We start from the raw sequence: 20,883 nt of genomic DNA on the forward strand, positions 1-20,883 counted from the left end.
ACCTTTTGAAAAAAAGTACGTTAGGTTATACAATTTCACATTAACTTTTTTACATTTGCAGCGTTTCTAACAACAGCCATATTATAACATGGTTGAGGAACCTTAACAATTGAATTTAAAAACTAAAATTATACTATATTATGTATTGGACTTTAGAATTAGCCTCTCACCTACAAGATGCTCCTTGGCCAGCAACTCGCGATGAGTTAATTGACTACGCAATTCGTTCTGGTGCGCCTATTGAAGTAATCGAAAATCTTCAAGCTCTTGAAGACGAAGGCGAAGTATATGAGGGCATTGAAGATATTTGGGCTGACTTTCCAACAAAATCAGATTTCTTCTTCCCAGAAGACGAGTATTAAGATCTGAAAATACTAACAATAGGAAGAGCGCTGAATTAAATAATTCAGCGCTCTTTTTGTCATTAGTCTACTAACTTTTTATAACACTAGTTTAATATTTTGCTTAATTCTTCTTTTTGTGCAACCGAAAGCGGTTCGTTCTCTAATGCCCATAAGGCATATTTCTTAACTAGCGGATGTTGCTCACAGTTACTAGTAAAAGACCAAACCAAAGCATCATATATTGCGTCGTTAATTAGATTCGTTTTATCTTCTTCTGTCTGTTCAGATTCACCATAGGCTTCTATCCCTCCTTCGTATTTTACATAGTCCAGGGTTTGAATCAAACGTAATATTGATTTGTAACTTCCACTAAACATAAACTCACACCACAACATATCCAATTGTGCGGGGTTAATAATAACATCGTAGGGATTCGGTAAAGCAGATTTCTGTAGTTCTACATAAGCTTCGGATTCAATTCCTTTTAAGTTTTCTAAAAATTCCTCTGCTTCTAAGTCACTATAGTACAATAAGTAAATTAAATGAAACCGTGTATTCTCATCCTCTTTTTGATAGGCATTTAGAATTTGATGCAGCAAAAATTTATTGTGATTAACAATCTCTAGCATTGCTGAAAAAACAGGCAAAAAAGAATTCTCGTTTTCCGACATTTCGCTCTTAGCATAATAGATATAATGGGCGATAGCTGCTTCAGGTCGTTGATCTCTATAATAACCTTGCATCCATTTATTAAATCCTTCTTCCCCCTTTACCTTAAAAGCATCATAAGCTGGCAGTTGTTGTACAACAAGCTCTGATTTCAAAACCTTAGATTTACCTGATACTAAATCTCTTATTTTTATTTTAACCTTATATTTTCCAAATAAATCTTTCTCTCCAAATGCAACTTTAAGAATAGCATCTCCCATTTGGAGGTATTTAGGATTTATTTTTTTGTCAGACAGAATAGGCAAGTCCGTTTCTTTTAAAAATTCTTTTCTTTTTGGCGTTGTGATAACAATATCATAGACAGCATTAACTTTTCCATTCTCGTCTAATCCAAAATCTCCAGCAACAACAGCAATAAATGTATTTTGCCCTTTAAAAACTGTTTTTGTGGTCATTATTTGGGGAATAGTAGTACTAACCGTTTTATACCATTTATCTTGAAATGTATAATCTGTTGTTACCAATAACAATCCATCAATCGCAAAAAGATTGGAAAGGTAAAACAAAAAATAGATTGTTAGTAGAGTTTTTATAGTATTCATATTTTTAATTTAGGTGTGTATGGAAACGAAACTTACAACTAAATATAGGCTTATTTTTCAATAAGTCTGTCTGCAAATTATTATAAAACAATATCTCCTTTATAAAATAAACTACGATTCTTATCAAATTATTTGAACGATCCAAACCCTTCATTTGGAAAATGAAAATTGTCCTAAATCGACACAAAAATAGCTCTCCCTTTTGCAAGGGATTGTAAAACAAAGCAATCTACAAAAGCCATATAATATTCTAAAAAAAGGTTTCTAAATCAGAATAGCAAAACTATTAAACTACATATAGTTTAAGTCTAAAATAAAATTCCAAATTTGCTTCTTAAAAGCTTGCTTTTCTCCTCAGATTACAATTACTTTGCGACAATCCAATAGTTGAACATTTAGCTTTTAAATGTTCAAAGGTTAGAATCTAAAAATACCCCACTACTACTTAAAAAATCATGTTCTTAGGCACTGCAACACGTTCTAATTTTCCAAGCCTGTTTGTTGGAATTGGATTTTTTATTTGTTGTAAGCTATCAAAGAATGTTATATATAGGTTTTCAATTTAGTATTCTTCTAATCTCAAATTTAAAAACGCGATGAAAACGCAAAAACACAACCGTTTCCAAAAATTAATGGTTGCCAACCGAGGAGAAATTGCTGTACGGGTACTTCGTGCTGCCTCCGAACTAGAACTCACTACTGTTGCTATTTATACGCACGAAGATCGTTATTCTCTACATCGTTACAAAGCTGATGAAGCCTACCAAGTGGGCAAAGATGACGAACCACTAAAGCCTTATTTGGATATTGAAGAAATCATTCGAATAGCTAAAGAAAATGCGGTGGAAGCCATCCACCCTGGATATGGTTTTTTGTCAGAAAATGTTCGCTTTGCTCAACGCTGTCAAGAAGAAGGAATTGTCTTTGTTGGTCCATCCCCTTCTGCCATGCAACAATTGGGAGATAAAGTAGATGCCAAAGAAATTGCACGAAAGCTAGAAGTTCCGTTAATTGAAGACAGTCAAATTCCATTAACCAGCGTAGAAATTGCCTTAGAAGAGGCTGCTCGCATTGGTTATCCGATTATGGTAAAAGCTGCCTCAGGTGGAGGTGGTCGTGGTATGCGTGTCGTCCGCCAAGAATCAGACCTTCCTAAAGCCTATTCAGAAGCTAAAGGAGAAGCCAAAACAGCCTTTGGAGACGATACCGTTTTTTTAGAAAAATATATTGACGCGCCCAAACATATTGAGGTTCAAATTTTAGCCGACAACTATGGCAATATGGTGCATCTTTTTGAAAGAGACTGTTCTTTGCAACGTCGTTTTCAAAAAGTAGTAGAAGTAGCTCCATCTGCCACTCTGGGTCAAAATACCAAAGACGCCTTATACGAATATTCGTTGCGTATTGCCAAACATGTCAACTACAGTAATGCTGGAACTGTTGAATTTTTGGTTGATAAAGATGAAAACATTTACTTTATAGAAGTCAACCCTAGAATTCAAGTAGAGCATACCATTACCGAGCAAATCACAGGCATTGATATTGTTCGTTCTCAGATTTTGATTGCAATGGGTTACCCACTATCCCATCCACAGATTTATATTCTGAGCCAACAAAGTGTCAGTCATATGGGGTATGCAATTCAATGTAGAATTACAACTGAAGATCCTAGCGAAGGATTTAAACCAGATTATGGTCAACTAATTGCTTATCGCAGTGCTGCTGGCTTCGGGATTCGTCTAGATGCTGGTTCTGCTTATACTGGCGCCAAGATTTCACCTTTTTTTGACAGCATGCTTGTTAAAGTTACCGCTTGGGGGCGCACCCTCAAAGGAGCATCTGGTCGCTTACATAGAGCATTAAGAGAATATAGAATTCGTGGCGTTAAAACCAATATTCCGTTTCTTCTTAACTTATTAACAGACGAGACATTTCAAGCGGGAAAAGCAACCGTTACCTTTATTGATTCGAACCCTCAACTAATGCAATCATCCAAACGACGTTTGGATAGAGGTACTAAAATGTTATCGTATTTGGGTGACGTTATTATTAACGGGAATCCAGATGTTAAATATGTTGATGCGAATAAAACATTTCGCAAACCAATTGTTCCTGCGTTTGATAAAATGAGCGACTTCCCAAAAGGAACCAAAGACAAGCTCAATGAACTTGGTCGAGCAGGTTTTGTAGATTGGTTAAAACAAGAAAAATCCATTCAGTTTACAGACACTACTTTCAGAGATGCGCATCAATCCTTGTTGGCAACTCGTGTCCGTACCCATGATATGATTAAAGTGGCTGAATCGTTTGCCAAAAACAACCCCAATATCTTTTCTATGGAAGTTTGGGGCGGTGCTACCTTTGATGTTGCTTTGCGATTTTTAAAAGAGTGTCCTTGGGAACGTTTGAAATTGTTGAGAAAGGCAATGCCCAATACATTGTTGCAAATGTTACTGCGTGGTTCTAATGCCGTTGGGTATACGGCATATCCTGACAATTTGGTAGAAAAGTTTATAGAAAAAGCTGCTGAAACAGGTATTGATATTTTTAGAGTTTTTGATTCCTTGAACTGGGTAGAAGCTATGAAAGTGAGCATTCGAACCATCCGAGAACGAACCAACTCTTTGGCAGAGGCTTGTATTTGTTACACGGGGGATATTAACAATCCTAACAAAACAAAATATACCTTGCAATACTACCTTGATTTGGCGCGTCAGTTAGAAGATGAGGGTGCTCACTTGCTTTGTATCAAAGATATGGCAGGTTTATTACAACCTTATGCTGCAGAACAATTGATCACAGGGCTTAAAGAAGCCGTTGATTTGCCCATTCACTTACATACGCATGATACTTCGTCTATTCAATCTGCTACTTACTTAAAAGCGATTGAAGCGGGTGTTGATGTTGTGGATGTTGCCCTAAGTGCTGTCTCTGGACTAACATCTCAGCCTAACTTCAACTCTATTGCCAGTATGCTCCAGTTTCATGAACGTGCTTCTGACTTAGATGTCCAATCCTTAAATTCATTTTCCAACTATTGGGAAGCTGTTCGAGAATTCTACTATCCATTTGAGTCCGAACTAAAAGCAGGAACAGCGGAAGTTTATCAACATGAAATTCCTGGCGGACAGTACTCTAACTTACGTCCACAGGCAAGAGGTTTAGGTCTAGAGGATCAATTTGAAACGATTAAACACAACTACGGAGTTGTCAATCGCTTATTCGGTGATTTAGTTAAAGTTACTCCATCCTCAAAAGTTGTTGGAGATATGGCAATGTTTATGACTGCCAACAATTATACTGAAAACGATATCCTTACCAAAGGAACAACCATTGATTTCCCCGATAGTGTTAAAGCACTATTTAGAGGAAACTTGGGACAACCGCACGGTGGCTTTCCTTCAGAATTGCAAAAAATCGTTTTAAAAGAGGAGCAACCTTTTGTCGAACGTCCTAATGCGCATTTAGCTCCCATTGACTTTGAAAAAGAGTTCAAGGCATTTCAAGAAGAATTTAGTACATTCTGTGATGAGTTAGATTTTATTTCTTACAAACTCTATCCAAAAGTATTTAGAGATTTTTATGAACATCACGAGAAATTTAACGCCGTCCAACATTTACCAACACTGCCTTTCTTTTATGGTTTGAAACAAAATGAAGAGACGATTGTAGAAATTGATAATGGTAAAAATATTTTAATTCGATACATCGGTTCCTCGGCACCAGATGAAGAAGGAATGCGCAATGTAACCTTTGAACTCAATGGTCAAACTCGCTCTGTCAAAATCAAAGATCAAACGATTAAAACAGAAAAAGTGCTGCATCAAAAAGCAAGTGGAGAACGCCAAATTGGTGCGCCTTTACAAGGAAGTTTGTCACAAATTTTGGTACAGGAAGGAGATAATGTAACTCCTAATACACCTTTGTTTATCATTGAAGCCATGAAAATGGAAAGTACCATTACTTCTCCTGTTTCGGGAGTTATCAAAAAAATACACTTAACAGAAAAAACAATGGTTGGACAAGACGATTTAATTATTGAATTAGAATAAGCAATAAGTTAACTACTGACTTTAGAATAGTCTAATGATATAATCCACATTGTTTATAATAAAAAAAGTTTTACTTTAGTAACTCCATAGAGGTGTAGCTTTGAGCTACACCTCTTCTATTTTAATTATTTTTTCCTTTCAATATTCACATATCTTCCCTCAATATGACAACGACACTTTTTTATGGTATTGCATACGGCTGGATAGCATTGGCTTCCCTTACTTTTCTTTCTTTATTTTTTGTCACCGCTCCATTTGGGCGGCATACATCCGAAAATTGGGGACCTAGTATTAATGCTCGATTAGGCTGGTTTTTAATGGAGTTGCCATCCCCTCTTCTATTCAGTTATTTTTTCTTTACAGGTAGTACAGCACCCAATAAAGTTACTTTAATTTTTTGGAGTTTATGGATATTACACTATCTTAATCGAACGATAATCTACCCCCTACGACAAAGAGATCATAATAAGAAAATGCCTGTCATGATTATGGGTTCTGCTATTTTTTTTAATATTATAAATGGCTTTATCAATGGTTACTTTTTGGGCAATTACGGAAACTTGTATCCTGAAACATGGTTAAGTTCTCCTATTTTCTGGATTGGTATCATGCTCTTTTTGATAGGAATGTTCATCAATATTCAGTCTGATAATATTTTACTCAACCTTCGCAAACCAGGAGAAACAGGGTATAAAATTCCTCAAGGTGGCTTGTTTAAGTATGTTTCTTGCCCCAATTTATTGGGAGAAATCATTGAATGGATAGGTTTTGCCATTATGGTTTGGTCTTTACCTGCTCTATCTTTTGCTTTATGGACTTTTGCTAATTTATCTCCTAGAGCCATAGCGCATCACAAATGGTACCACAATAAATTTGAAAATTATCCTGAAAATCGAAAAGCTGTTTTGCCTTTTCTTTGGTAGACTTTGTTGGCATTTTATACACATTAGTAGTTCGTTGATTTTTTACTTTTTACCAAAAAGATAAAAAAACACATTTATATTAGCTTGATAATAAAAATTTTAACACAAAACACAACAAAGGTGTAACTTATTAATTATCAACTGCGAAGCACTCATGCAATAAACTAATAAAGTTTACTTCGTGAGCGCTGCGCTTTTAGTTAGCTGCGCTGCTACTCCGTGGTTTCAACGAACTATTGACACATTGGTAATAGTAAAAACCAACTATATCAAACACATTCTATTAACACATTGCACGATTATGAGACAAACATTCACCATTGGTCTAATTCTAATTGCTACTATCCTTCAAGCACAAAATTGGCGCTTGGGATTTATGGGGTGGTTGGATGATCAACATTATTTAGAACGTAGAGCAGACGAAAAAGATGCTAAAAAAATAGTTCTACTAAAAGTAAATGCAAAAACAGGATCTACCAGCCCTTATGAAGCCAATAGCCCAAGAAAAGAAGTTCAAAAAAAAATTCCAAAAGAATTTCAACTATCTTGGAGAGCTCCACATACTAAAGATTTTAAACAAGTCATTCTAACCAAAGATAACAATTTGTACCTCTTTGAGAAAGCCACAGGAGAAGTTCGCCAGCTGACGAAACATGAGGATTTGGAAGAAAACCCAACTTTCTCTCCCAATAATGCATACATCGCCTTTACTAGAAAAGGTAATTTATATACACTTCATTTAGAATCGGGCAAAGAAACGCCATTAACAACAGATGGTTCAGATAAGGTCTACAATGGCTGGGCATCTTGGGTCTATTATGAAGAAATTTTAGGTCGTAGCTCTTATTACAAGGCTTTTTGGTGGTCGCCAGACAGCAAACAAATTGCTTATTTAAGATTTGATGATAGCCCTGTTCCTGTTTTTCCAATTTATCGGTCTACAGGCGTTCATGGAGAATTGGAAACAATGCACTATCCCAAAGTTGGAGATCCCAACCCACTTGTTGCTCTAGGCATTTGCAATATAACAACCAACAAAACAGTTTGGGTAGATACTGATAAAAATATAGACCAATACATCGCTTGGCCATTTTGGACCAAAGATTCTAAACAATTGCTTTTTCAAAAAATGCCTCGTGATCAAAATAAGATTGAACTCTTGCTAGCCAATCCCCAAAATGGTTCTACCAAAAGAATTTACGAAGAAAGTCGCCCTACATGGGTTGATTTCTTTAAAGATATTTATATGCTAGAAGACAACAGTGGTTTTATTCTTAGGTCGTACCAAAACGATTGGTATAATCTCTATTATTATGATTTGAATGGAAAATTAAAAACAACAATTACAGATGTTCCCTGGCGGATTAATAGTATAAAAAAAGTAGATGAAGCAAAGCAGATTGTCTACTTTGAAGGAACAGGTACGATTAATACCGACATGCATTTATTCTCTGTTAATTTGGATGGTTCTAACCTAAAACAACTTACTAAAGGAAAAGGCGAACACATTGCAATGCTATCTCCTCAACAAAGCTACTTTGTAGATCGTTATAGCAGTATTTCCAAAGCGCCATCTAGAGTTTTATACGATATCTATGGCAAGGAAATTAGAACCATTGTCCAATCACAAACACCTGAATTTGATCCTACTTTGCATCATAAAATGGAATTATTTCGGGTGCCATCAACAGATGGAAAATTTGACCTACCTGTCGTTTGGACATTGCCTAGTAATTTTGATAAAAAGAAAAAATATCCTGTTGTTTTTAGAATTTATGGTGGTCCTGATGCTGGTGGCATTAAGGATGCATGGAGGGGATGGAATGGAAATAACCTAACCGATATGGGAATTATTGTTGTTTCTGTCTCTCATCGAGGTTCTGGTAAATTTGGAAAAAAGGGATTGGACTACATGCATCGAAATTTAGGAAAGTGGGAAATGGAAGATTATTTTGCTGTTGTGAATTGGCTCAAAAAACAGCCTTTTGTAGATACTGATCGCATGGGTATTACAGGCAGTAGTTATGGTGGGTATTTGTCTGCATTGGCACTAACTTATGGTGCAGATTATTTTACACATGGCATTGCCAATTTATCTGTTATGGATTGGCAATTGTATGACAATGTTTACACCGAGCGTTATATGGACACTTACCAACAAAATGAAAAAGGTTACCAACAAGGGTCTGTGTTAAGTCATGTTGACAAATATAAGGGAAAATTACTGATTACGCATGGATTGATGGACGACAATGTCCATGTTCAAAATAGCATTCAGTTGATTGATAAAATGCAAGACGCAGGCAAGGAATTTGAAATGATGTTCTATCCCAACGAACGACATGGCTGGGGTGGTCCAAAGGGCAAACACGCTAGAAAATTAAAAGAAAGCTTCTGGAAACGTGCTTTTTTCGAGGAGTAGTTTTTTCCCTACTCTTTTGCTTTGAATAAAAAATGCTGAATTTGAGAATTCTCAAATTCAGCATTTTTAAGATAATAGCTAAGCATTCTAAAAATGAAAGAAATTTACTTGACAGAATGCTAAGACTCAAATACTAATCATTATCAGTATAAGGAGTAACTTCATTACTGTGTTCTATCACCGTATTTTCGGCATCAATATGTGTCACAACAAATTCTACTCGACGATTTAGTTGGCGACCATCTGCATATTTATTGTTAGCAATTGGTTTGCTTTCTCCATATCCTATGTATTGCATTCTTGAAGCATCAATTCCTTGATCAACCAAATATTCATAAACGGACTTTGTTCTATTTTCAGACAAATTTTGATTGTAATCATTGTCTCCTCTACTATCTGTATGCCCATGAATTTCAATTTCCATAGAGGGGTATTCATTCATTAAACTAACCAACTCATCCAATTGCTCATGAGACTCAGGCAACAACGCCCATTTTGCCGTTTCAAAAAACACTCGATCCAGTTTGATCACTGCACCAACAGCAGGAGGTGGAGCAACTGGTTCTGGTTCGGGCTCTGGTTCAGGCTCAGGAATACTAGTCGCACAAAGCATAACATCATCAATCAAATAATAAGCATTATTAAATGCTTTTTCGTCTACTGTAGCCTGTATTGGATCTTCTACCTCTACCATCTTAGTTTTTTCGTTGTTAAAGAAATTACCAATACACAAATATTCTGAGCGGTTGGGTGAAATAAAGGTAAATGAAATGCGCTGCCATTCTCTTTTTTTAGGATTAATCAATTCATCATAGTTATAATCTGGGACAATGTTTGTCAATGGCTTCCAACCTTCTTCGCTCAATCTAGTAGGCGATAAAGCAACCCCTATATTATTAGAGACGTAACGAGCTAATCTAGCTCTACAAACCCAAAATTCACAATAATATTCTTGACCTTTGATCAATGGCTTCTTCAACTTGACTTGTATATATTCTCTATACGTATCGTCTCTCTCTGACTCTGGGTTGTGAGTTAGAATAGCAACCATTTTGTATCCAGAATGAGGCTTATCCAAATCAATCCCATCCCGTTTGGCTCGTTTAATATCAGACGGAAGCCCAATTTTAACATCTGGTGTCGTCATTGTTGGACTTTTCCAAGCCACCATATTATAACGAAAAATACCTGAGCCATCAACATCCGATTCTGGTCTTCGACCAATTAAAGCCTCAAAATCAGGATTAGGCACTAGATTTTCATCGTGTCCTTCAGGTGGTTGCGCTGTTGTTTCTGTAGTATGCAACGCTAAAAAAGCAAAGAGTAAAATGATTTTTTTCATACTTAAATTTATGTGTTTAAAATCAGTTTAGAGTACATTTTTGACCTAACATTCGACTAATTTACCTTTCTGTTAGTAGACTGTTATTGGCAATACCAATCGTAGTAAATACTGCAAATTACTTGCCTATTTACAAGACAAATATATATTCAAATATCAATAACTAAAATATATTGCCACAAATTAACCCTTTTTAAGATACAATATTAGTCACAATTTTTAACACACTTTCCTCCTTTATTTATAAAATACCATTTATTATCTTTATAAACAGAAGCTTCTCCATTTTCAAAAGGCTTCGTATGAAAAAAGTCGCCTGCTATAACCACATCTCCAGTTTTGTCAATATAGTTCCAAATTCCTGGTTCTGTTTCTACATTTGCCAAACCTTCGTTAAATGCCTTTCGGTAGGGATCTGGTTTGAAGAAATTAACATTAAAAAACTGAGGTTTAATCACTACTTCCAAATCTCTATTCATGAATCCCCATTTTCCTTCTTCTGTTAGAAAGGCCGCTAATCCTTCGCTAAAACGCATCATTTCAAGATATTTCGGCTCAACTAACATTTCTCCATTTGTTGCATCCAGCAAGCCATACATGCCGATATGTTCATCAAAAAATATGACTGTCCCTTCGCTAATAACCCCTAAATCACGATAAAACAATGGTACAGTCAATTCATTATTTTTATTAAGCACGCCATATTTACCATTTTTAGAAACCACAGCATAACCATCCTCATTAAAACCATCAAAACTATCGTATAGCGTAGAGTCTTCATTTCGTTGAGTTTGACAAGCAACACGATAAAAAGTGTAATCCCCTTCAACATTTTCTATTTTTCTATTTTTGACCTTTAATACTTCTTCCCCTATCTCCCAAGTTTCTCGATGATTCAACGTTTTTTTGCTGTCTCTAGCATTAGTCGCATAAATTTCCATTTCAGCCGAATTTCCATTCAATATACCCTCAAACCGTAGATAATAAGTTGCTTGTATGCTAGGGTAAACTCGACGCCCTTCTCCTGTTATTTTATTTCCATCTATTCCAATTTCTACCGCTTCTATCAAGTTTTCTTCGAATAATTGAAAACAATAACCAACTGCGGTATCCAATTGGTGTGTAATTGGACCTTCTCCATTGCTACCATTTGCCTCTCCCTTATTAGCTGTCTCAGAAGTACATCCCCACGTAAGAAAAAAAGCAACTATATAAATCAAAAAATAGTTCGACTTCATTAAATTATTGTTTTAAAAATTAAAAAATACAATAGCTTCTCAAAAAAACTTAACCTTCTAGCAACCAAAACCTTAACTAGAAACAAGTTATTAATAATGAGGTTATTCAAACAATAATAATGATCCTACCCCAATCCAATGCACTTGTTTTTCATTTTTTCTTAAAAAAGCAAAAAATTAGCGGACTACTAAAAAATAATACCTAAATTGTGAATCATTTTAGAATAAAAAATGTTAATGTAAAGTATGTGTATCTAATGTTATTTATAATCAATACTAATACTTATAACTATAAATATATAACCATTTCGAAATGAAAATTCATTACAATTAAATGTTTACTTCCCTCTCCTTATATACATCACTTTACAAAACAGACATACCAAGCTGGTTATCGATTGAGCATCTTTGAACTTCCAAAACATTTTGGTTGTTTTTCATTTGAACCTCAACCCTACGTCACAATCTATATCAAACGCAAAATGGCTATTTTTGTGAAAAAACACAAATCGCAATACAAGAAGTTGCCCAAAAACACCTTTAAATTTGAGCAATTTCAAAGAACACTTAAAATACTATATATTTCAGGGGGTAATATCCCGCTTCATCTAACCAAAAAATCATAACCACCAATGTTAAAAACAATGAAACTTCTTGCTGTATTCTTAACAGCATCCATTCTCTTTGTGCTTGGATCTTGTGGAGGTCCTAGTGTTAAAGGCTCTGCTGATGTTTCCAACGCTATTCCTGCCAATGCTACAGGTGTTTTTTTAATGAACACCAAACAATTAATGAAAAAGGCAGATTATGCTAGCCTAAAGCAAACCTCTTTCTTTAAAGATTTTATTCAAAAAGCGAAAGAAGAATCACCAGAAATGGTTCCGTTTTTGGAAGATCCAGAAGCAGCAGGAATTAATATGGCAGGTAATATGGGAGTTTATTTTTCTGTCCCAGAGAACATGTCAGAAAAATCATTTGAAGCTGCTTTTATGTTGCCAGTATCAGACAAAGCAAAAATGGATGCTGCTGTTCAAATAGCACTCAAAGAGGAAAAAGAGGCTCAACCAGAAGCTAAGGATGGCTATACGATTACTGCTTTAGATAACGATGCATTTTTGATTCAAAGCGAACATCTTTTAGCTTTTACTAGCTTCAATGATGATGAAAAGATTAAGAATATGCTCAACCCTAGTGGTGAAAATATTCACTCGAACGCTAACTTTAAAAAACACCTAAAAGAGAGCAAAGACATTATGTTTTGGATGAGCGCAGACCCTATCGTTGAGGCAATGCTCAAAAATCCTGAAACAGGAAGATCTATCAAAGGAGGACTTGCCATGGCTCAAATACCAGAAGAAGGCTTAAAAGGAAACTATATGTCTTTCTTCTACGACTTCAAAAAGGGTGAAATGGATGCTGGTACTTATTTTGATTTTAGCGAGGTTTTAGTTCAAGAACTAGGTGATGTTTTCCCTAATAAACTAGCCGTTGATTATGCTAGCTACCTCCCTGCCGAAAATGCAGCCGCTTCCATGACATTTGGTATCAGTGTAGATGGCGTTTTAAATTTCATGGCAAAACGTGGGCTAGATCAGTTCGTAGACAACTATTTAAAATTTGTAGGACTAGATTTAGGTCAAATCAAAAACGGCATTACAGGAGATATGGCTGTTAATGTTTATGCCCCAGCAGCTCAAGACAACGATCCTGCTGTTTTATTAGCCGTTGGGCTAAAAGACAAGGCATTTATGGATAGTTTGTTGACTAAAGTAGGTTCTATGGTATCCAAAGATGGAGACAAGTACATTTTCACAGGACAACAAAGTATCATGGACCCAGATGCTACTCCTATGCAGTTTTTTGCGATTGTCAAAGACGATGTCATTTTAGTATCTAACTCAAATGCACACTTAGACAAAGCGATTGCTGGCACCAACAATAAAGTTGTCAATGAATTGCAATCAGGATGGGTAGGTATGTTCCTTGATTACAATCTTATCAATCAAAACTACGATGTTATTGCCAACTATTTGCCAATGGATCCTAATAGCTTGAGCTTGTCTAAAATGATGAGCGAATACCAAAATGTAAGTACCGTAAAAATGATTGGAAAAGGCAACGAGATTATGGCTAAAACCATTTTGAAAGATGCCAATAAAAATAGCTTAAAAAGCTTGATCGAATCACTTGATAAGATGTACCAAGATAAAGAAAAAATTGAGGCAGAAATGAAAAAACAACTAGAAGATGAATTCAAAGACTTTGAAGATGACTTTGATGATTTGGAAAATACTACTGAAGAGGTTCTAGAAAATACTTAGTATTAAGAATTACGATATTTAATAAAAAAGAGTCATTTTGTGCCTTCAAAATGGCTCTTTTGCTTTTGATGGGGCTTTCTTCTTTATCCAAATTTAGTATATCCAACCTCTTAATGAAGAAAATATATTTTACGGTTACCAATGACTTAACTTACGACCAGCGTATGATTCGCATCTGTACAAGTCTCGCAAATGTAGGCTACAATGTTTGGCTGATTGGTCGCCAGCGTCCCAACTCAAAACCATTGCGCCAACAAGCATTCCAACAAAAACGTTTGAACTGTTTTTTTGAGCGAGGTAAGTTTTTTTATTTAGAATATAATATTCGACTGTTTTTCTTTTTGATGTGGCATCGTTTTGATGCTGTTTGTAGCATTGATTTGGATACGATTTTGGCAGGCTTTTACAGCAGTCGCATAAAAAGGAAAATTTGTATTTATGATGCTCATGAGTATTTTACAGAAGTACCAGAAGTAGTCCAAAGACCGACGACAAAACGAATTTGGGAATGGGTTGCCCAACACACTATTCCTAAGTTAACACACGCTTATACGGTTTGTCAAAGCTTGCAAGAAGTCTTTCAAAAACGTTACCATACTTCTTTTGAAGTTATCAGAAACGTTCCTTTTCAGCAGACCAAACCTATTGAGCAATTATCTTTTCAAACGCCTTTTATTCTACTTTATCAAGGTGTTTTAAACGATGGACGTGGCTTAGAAGAAATGATTGCTGCCTTACAACAGTTACCAGAGGTTGAGTTTTGGTTGGCAGGTGAAGGAGATCGTTCTCAAGAACTTCGTCAATTAGTTCAAACATTAGGGTTGGATCGTCAAGTCAAATTTTTGGGCTATATACAGCCTCATGAACTTAAAGCAGTTACTCTAAAAGCGCACTTAGGAGTTAATTTGCTACAAAATAAAGGGCTTAATTATTATTATTCTTTAGCTAATAAATTCTTTGATTACATTCAAGCCCTAAAACCTTCTTTAAATATGAACTTTCCTGAATATGCCATGATTATCGAAGAACATCCTGTGGGTCTTTTATTGGATGATTTGACCCCTGAAACTATCGTTAGCAGCATCAAAAAAATTATTGAGCAACCTGAAGCTTATCAAACCTTACAAGCCAACTGTTTAAAAGCACGCGAAGTATTTGTTTGGGAAAAAGAAGCTGTAAAACTGGAGGCTTTTTATAAACAAGTTTTTAAATAATAGTAGTTCGTTGATCACTTCGTGAGCGAAGCTAACTATTGTAAATAAGTAATACGAAGTAGCACCGTAGTCCTGTCTTATGTATAAAGGCTAATCAACATCCAATTTCTTTTGAATAATTGAGAGATTAACAGCAAAAAAATTGTTATATTCGATTGTAATGAGAACATATGCCTACATAATCCTGCTACTTTTTTTCTATACTTTCGTTAATGCACAAGATCCCTACCATTGGAAATTGACAGACGACGATGGTCTTCCTAATATGGAGATCTACGGTTTATACCAAGATTCCAAAGGCTATATGTGGATTGCAACAGATGGAGGTCTTTGCCGATACGATGGAAAAGAAATTATTACATATACCTCTGAAGATCAAAAGCGCACGTCGGCAGCTTCTATTCAAGAAGATTCTAGAGGAACTATTTGGTATAAGAACTTTGCAGGACAGTTGTTTTTTATTGACTCTAACAATACCGCTCAAATCTTCCCCATTCCAGATTCCATCAAACTAAATACTTATTTTGAATATTCATTGACAAAAGAATATTTGCAGATTCTTTCCTCCGTCAATTTCTACACGTACCACTTCAAAAGTCAACAATGGAAAATAGGTAAATTCCAAAGCAACCATAATCTACGATGCAGCATTGGCTTTTTTTCTAGAGACCAAGTTAATGATTCTTCTCTACTTTATATTGATTGTAACAATGAGTTATGGCTACGAAAAAAAGAAGCCTTTTATTCCAAAGGGGTTATTCCTAGTCTTTCTAGCTCAAACAGACATATTATTATCATAGGGCTTGAAAATGATTCTGCTTTAATTGCTACGACTACCAAAGTGTATATTGATCATATTGATTCCGTTTCTAAACTTAGAAACCATGCTTTAATTGCAAGCTATGAGGGAATAGCTACAATTTATAGTAACAAAGGTACCATTCTAATTGGTACACAAAAAGGAATTGTTGTGTTATTGCAAGACAAGTATACCAAACGTTGGAAACATCAAGGCCTATTCTTAAAAAAAGAACAAATCAGTGCAACACTTGTTGACCGTGACGGCAATATTTGGTTAGGCACACTAGGTCATGGAGTCTTGATCATTCCATCTTTAAAAATGACTTTTTTTGATTCTAAAAATTCCGTTTTGCCCGACTCTAAAATTGGTGCTTTAGCTAAGAAAAAAGAAGATTTATTCCTTGGAACACACGGTCGTATATCAAAACTCAATACAAAATCTTTGGAATTCGCCTTGTATCCTCCTGTAGATATGTATCCTACTACCAATATTCTATGTGACACTATCCGCAACCAAATATTGTTCAATTCTGCCAATAATTATATATTATCTCTATCTGATCAAAGCATAAAATCGAGTTGTCATGGCATAGGTCATCATTCTATAATTTATAAAAAAAATCAACTTATTGTAGGTACCTTTCTTGCTTTAATAACCTATCCTCTAGATAACAAAAGACCTACTAAAGATGTTTTTAACAAACCACTCAAGTATCATGTAGATAAGACTATTTGTGATGAAGGAAAACTCCAAGGTTTTATAGCCAGTAAACGTATAACAGCTTTATCTACAGACATAGCAGACACCTCCCGTTTTTGGACAGGAATCAACGATAGTTTATTTTATTGGCAAGATGCTGTTCCCTATTCGGTTTTATCTAAAGAAGGAAAGGCTATCACACCTATTACCATTCGCCAAGCTCAAGATAGTATTCTATGGGTGGGCACTCCCAATCAAGGTCTATATGGTATTAAAAATAAAAAAGAAATTTATCATTTTACAGTAGACGATGGGCTACCAAGTAATAACTGCAAAACAATTGCTGCTGACTATCCATATATTTGGGTTGGAACCAACCTTGGAATTGTTAAAATACAGCCTAATACTAAAAAAATAGAGCTGTACAATCAATTGGATGGTTTGTTAACCAACAATATAGATCGCATAGAAATTGCCAATAAAAAAGTTTGGGCAACTTCTAGCAAAGGTTTGATTGCTTTTGATGTTAATACGCCTTCTATGAACAAAACAGCTCCATTAATTAGGATTACCCAATGGAATGTAAACGATAGTAGCCTTGCTTTCAACAAATTTACAACGCTTCCTTATGAGAAAAATAACATTCAATTTACCTTCCAAGCTTTAGCACTAAAAAGCAGGAACACCTACACCTATGAATATAGGCTCTTGGGGCTTGATACTACTTGGATTTCGCAAACTAGTAGTACTAATTTTGTTCGCTTTCCTAGTCTTAATGCAGGACAATATACCTTTGAAGTCCGCGCTAGGAATGAAGATGGTGTCCTGAGCAAAACTCCAGCAGGTGTATCGTTCTGCATTCAAGCACCTTATTGGGAAACTTGGTGGTTTAAAACGATTATTGGTTTTATTACTTTGTCAATTGTTATTGGTTTAGTGCGACTTCGTTATCAGTTCCTTCAGCGAAAACAAGCCACTCAAAATTTAATTATGCAGCTTAAAATGCAAGCACTTCAAGCACAAATGAATCCTCATTTTATTTTTAATGCAATGAGTACCATACAAAGCTTCTGGATGTACAAAGACTCCAAAACAGCCTTAATATATCATGCTAAGTTTGCCAAATTAATGCGATTAATTTTTAATTATTCCAATGAAAAAAGTATTCCCATAAAAGATGAAATTGATTTTTTAAAGCTCTACATTGACCTTGAAAAAATTCGATTAAAATACGATGTTACGGTACAATTTGACATAGACCCTCTTTTTGAAGAAGAAGGGCTGCACATTCCTCCCTTGCTGATACAACCTATCGTTGAGAATAGTTTCAAACATGGTTTTTTACATAAAGAAGCAGATGGGCATTTACTCATCAAACTAGAATTGGAAGACAACTATATAAAATGTACCGTAGAAGATGATGGGGTCGGTCTGGAACTAGCCGATACTTATAATGCATGGAAGGATAACGACACTACCAAAAAAAGTAGTAGCTTTGTTACACAAGATCGCTTAACTATGCTCAACCGAACTCATGGAACAACAGCAAAAAAAACAACTTACAAAATAAGTGATTTAACAAATATTAAAAATCAATCTTCAGGAACTAGAACGGAGCTTTGGATTCCCATTACGGATTATCTTTTTTCTGATTTTCAGTAACCACCAATGAATTTCTCTTTTTAACTCAATAAAATAACATTTCGTGAAAGTTATAACTTGTGTAATTGTCGAAGATGAAGTAAATACTAGAAAGCTATTAAAATCTATGCTAGAAGACTATTGCGATGGCGTAAAAGTTTTAGCAGAAGCTGGCAATGTCCAAGAAGGTGTAGAAATGATAAAAAAACACCAACCTCAACTCGTCTTTCTAGATATCGCTATGCCCAAAGAAAGCGGATTTAGTTTGTATAAGTATTTTGATGAAATTAATTTCAAAGTCATTTTTACAACTGCTTTTAGTCAATACGCCATTCAAGCACTAAAATTGGCGGCATTGGATTATTTGATGAAGCCAATTAATTTGGAAGAATTAATGGAAAGTTTGGATCGTTTTAGAAACCAAGTTCACCCCTTGCCTACGACAAAAGAAAATTACAGTCTAGTAGATAAAAATGCACAAACCCCAAACCATCAAAAAATTGCATTGGCTTGCTCTGATGGTTATATCTTTGTACCCATCGACAATATTATCCGTTGCCAATCGGACAAAAGCTATACGCTATTCATTATCAAAGACCAAGAACCAATTTGGACATCTCGAAATTTGGGGGAATATACGACAATATTAGAAGAATACAATTTCAAAAGGGTGCATCGCTCTCATATCATTAATCCCAAATATGTAAAGAAATTTATTCGAGGAAAGAGTCCTATATTAATCATGGACGATGATACTCAGATAACTATTTCCTCTGCCAAGCGAGATAGTTTGTTAGAGCACTTTTTTATACCTTAGCGTATTACTAGCGTCTCCATAATTCGGTGTTTTTTTGTGGTAACAACGACTCTATATACTCCTTGAGGCAAATCTTGTATGTTTAAAACTTCAGTTGTGTTTCCTATTGATAACGGTGTAAAATGCGTGTATACTTCCTGTCCTAGCGCATTGACTAAACGAATGGTTGCTGCCTCATTTTTAGGACTACGAATGTGAACACGACACGACTGATAAGCGGGGTTGGGTTGTAATTGAATTCCAAGCTTGGGAACAAGTACTTTATTGGTGTTGATACTTGTTGTAATTGCGCTAAATTTCAAAGCTTTTTCACTAGCCACTTTCGAAACGTCAATTGCACTAACTTGTACAAAACCTTGGCTCCCTCCATTATAAAACTCGACATCTATTGTTGCAGCATCTGTAACAGGTGAAACAATAACGCCCCCAGTTACTTCCCAACAATAACGATGGTCTGGATGAGGATTGGCAACGGTATAAGTATAATTCGTTGCAGGCAATACGGTATCTGGTCCACTTAATACAGGAGGTGTAGGACGCATTAAATCATAAAAATAATCCGCTGTCTTGTCTATAATACTCTGCCAATGTGCATTTGGTCCTGAAGGCAGCCAGTCTCCATTTAAAGCCCCCCAATATTCGTGTCCCTCTCCTTGCGCAAAGTAAGTTTGATGTGGAAGATTAAACGTATTCATCACCGAATCCATCATATAGGTACCACAGGTATTGGGCGCTGTCAAAACTACACCTGAAAAAGGCTTGGCACACTTATAATCAACAATCAAATCATTGGTTCCATGAAACATAACCATAGGAGCTTTATTATTACCATGTGCCATCCAACTTAAATCGGCTATAGCCCCCCAATAAGCTGCGATTCCTTGAGGAATAGAATCCACATCATCTGCCAAAACTGATGAACCATTAAAAGGATTAAAACTAGTTAATTCGACAACTGGGCGACTATGTAAAGGTCCTAAGTCTTTTTTAAAAATAGGTACTAATTCATAGCTCTCTGGTAAGCGTTCGGTATAATCCACAAAGGTGCTATGAATCGCACAAAATGCTCCTGCACTGCTTCCTCCTACAAAAACTTTATTGGGATCAATGTTGAACCATGCTGCATTTTTACGAAAAAATCGTACGGCAGCACTCATATCTTGTGCCCCTCTCCAAACAGCTCTTTTTAAACTCGATGGGCTGGCAATATTAAACCCCAAACGATACTCAATGCTTGCTGTTACAAATCCCCAATGTGCCAAAGTATCTGCCAATGCTTGCACATCTTCGTTTTGCATCGTTCCAACCAAAACAGTTCCCCCCATAAAAGCAACATTAATAAATCCTCCCCCATGTGCCAAAATAACAACAGGGCGTTTGCTTACAGTATCTGTTACTGGAGGAGTAAAAACATCCATCACTAAGTCTTTGTTAAAAGTTGTTTCGGTCGTTAGAGTTGCTCCAATTAAAGCTGGCGCATTCAAACTGTATTTCACATTTCTAAATACTTGAATAGTATTAAAATAACGGCTTTTGTAACGGGTACCACACTGAGCAAACAAGTCCATTCCACAACTACTTAACACCAACAATAGGAGTACAATTCTTAACATAGTTTATTAATTTTGATACGCTGCAAATTTTCCCAAAGTAATGTTATGTAATCGTTCATTGTTCCTCCTTTTGTTATGAAGGTACAAGCATAACTAACTCTTGGTAATTCTGAGTACTATTTAAATATTCTTCCACGAAGTCATAAGACATTATTCACTCTAACTTGTTGGTTTTTAAATGGGA

Annotated in this window: 12 protein-coding genes; 8 read left to right on the forward strand and 4 right to left on the reverse strand. The window is 35.6% G+C overall.

Features of this window, described 5'->3' with window-relative positions:
* Window positions 1-140: 140 nt before the first annotated feature.
* On the forward strand, window positions 141-362 hold the full coding sequence (locus CG11_RS14445; RefSeq protein WP_052597406.1) for a DUF2795 domain-containing protein: 222 nt from the start codon (window positions 141-143) through the stop codon (window positions 360-362).
* An 86-nt stretch (window positions 363-448) separates the two neighbouring features.
* Here the strand turns inward: CG11_RS14445 and CG11_RS14450 are convergent, their stop codons facing one another.
* The gene (locus tag CG11_RS14450) at window positions 449-1,615 is read right to left on the reverse strand and encodes a hypothetical protein (RefSeq protein WP_052597408.1); all 1,167 of its coding nucleotides are present in this window, start codon (window positions 1,613-1,615) and stop codon (window positions 449-451) included.
* Between the two features lie 596 nt (window positions 1,616-2,211).
* Between CG11_RS14450 and CG11_RS14455 the strand changes: the two genes are divergently transcribed.
* From CG11_RS14455 to CG11_RS14465, 3 genes are all read left to right on the forward strand, one after another.
* A complete protein-coding gene (locus CG11_RS14455) occupies window positions 2,212-5,667 on the forward strand; it encodes a pyruvate carboxylase (RefSeq protein WP_052597410.1) in 3,456 nt (1,151 codons plus the stop codon).
* A gap of 164 nt (window positions 5,668-5,831) precedes the next feature.
* Complete coding sequence (locus CG11_RS14460; protein WP_052597412.1) at window positions 5,832-6,590, forward strand: DUF1295 domain-containing protein; 759 nt, start codon at window positions 5,832-5,834, stop codon at window positions 6,588-6,590.
* Between the two features lie 301 nt (window positions 6,591-6,891).
* Window positions 6,892-9,012, forward strand: a complete 2,121-nt coding sequence (locus tag CG11_RS14465) for a S9 family peptidase (RefSeq protein WP_052597414.1) — start codon at window positions 6,892-6,894, stop codon at window positions 9,010-9,012.
* 133 nt (window positions 9,013-9,145) lie between these two features.
* Here CG11_RS14465 and CG11_RS14470 read toward each other — a convergent pair whose 3' ends face one another.
* On the reverse strand, window positions 9,146-10,354 hold the full coding sequence (locus CG11_RS14470; RefSeq protein ID WP_052597416.1) for an OmpA family protein: 1,209 nt from the start codon (window positions 10,352-10,354) through the stop codon (window positions 9,146-9,148).
* Between the two features lie 206 nt (window positions 10,355-10,560).
* Window positions 10,561-11,592, reverse strand: coding sequence for a WG repeat-containing protein (locus CG11_RS14475; protein ID WP_052597419.1), 1,032 nt, complete (start codon window positions 11,590-11,592; stop codon window positions 10,561-10,563).
* A gap of 644 nt (window positions 11,593-12,236) precedes the next feature.
* Here CG11_RS14475 and CG11_RS14480 point away from each other — a divergent pair.
* The 4 genes from CG11_RS14480 to CG11_RS14495 all read left to right on the forward strand — a co-directional run bounded on the left by CG11_RS14480 (window position 12,237) and on the right by CG11_RS14495 (window position 19,086).
* Window positions 12,237-13,913 carry a DUF4836 family protein gene (locus tag CG11_RS14480; protein WP_197043854.1) on the forward strand — a complete coding sequence of 559 codons (1,677 nt, stop codon included), beginning with the start codon at window positions 12,237-12,239 and terminating at the stop codon, window positions 13,911-13,913.
* Between the two features lie 113 nt (window positions 13,914-14,026).
* Entirely contained in the window at window positions 14,027-15,127 is a 1,101-nt protein-coding gene (locus CG11_RS14485) for a glycosyltransferase (RefSeq protein ID WP_231512801.1), read from the forward strand.
* A gap of 160 nt (window positions 15,128-15,287) precedes the next feature.
* Entirely contained in the window at window positions 15,288-18,290 is a 3,003-nt protein-coding gene (locus tag CG11_RS14490) for a histidine kinase (RefSeq protein WP_052597423.1), read from the forward strand.
* Window positions 18,291-18,333: 43 nt separating this feature from the next.
* Window positions 18,334-19,086: a LytTR family DNA-binding domain-containing protein gene (locus CG11_RS14495; RefSeq protein WP_052597424.1), complete on the forward strand. Its 753-nt coding sequence runs from the start codon at window positions 18,334-18,336 to the stop codon at window positions 19,084-19,086.
* On the opposite strand, the gene CG11_RS14500 is transcribed toward CG11_RS14495, so the two are convergent.
* Window positions 19,083-20,699 carry a carboxylesterase family protein gene (locus tag CG11_RS14500; protein ID WP_052597426.1) on the reverse strand — a complete coding sequence of 539 codons (1,617 nt, stop codon included), beginning with the start codon at window positions 20,697-20,699 and terminating at the stop codon, window positions 19,083-19,085. The two genes, CG11_RS14495 and CG11_RS14500, sit on opposite strands and share 4 nt — an antisense overlap.
* Window positions 20,700-20,883: the final 184 nt, after the last annotated feature.

Source organism: Aureispira sp. CCB-QB1, assembly GCF_000724545.1.
In the GTDB taxonomy this organism is placed as follows: domain Bacteria; phylum Bacteroidota; class Bacteroidia; order Chitinophagales; family Saprospiraceae; genus Aureispira.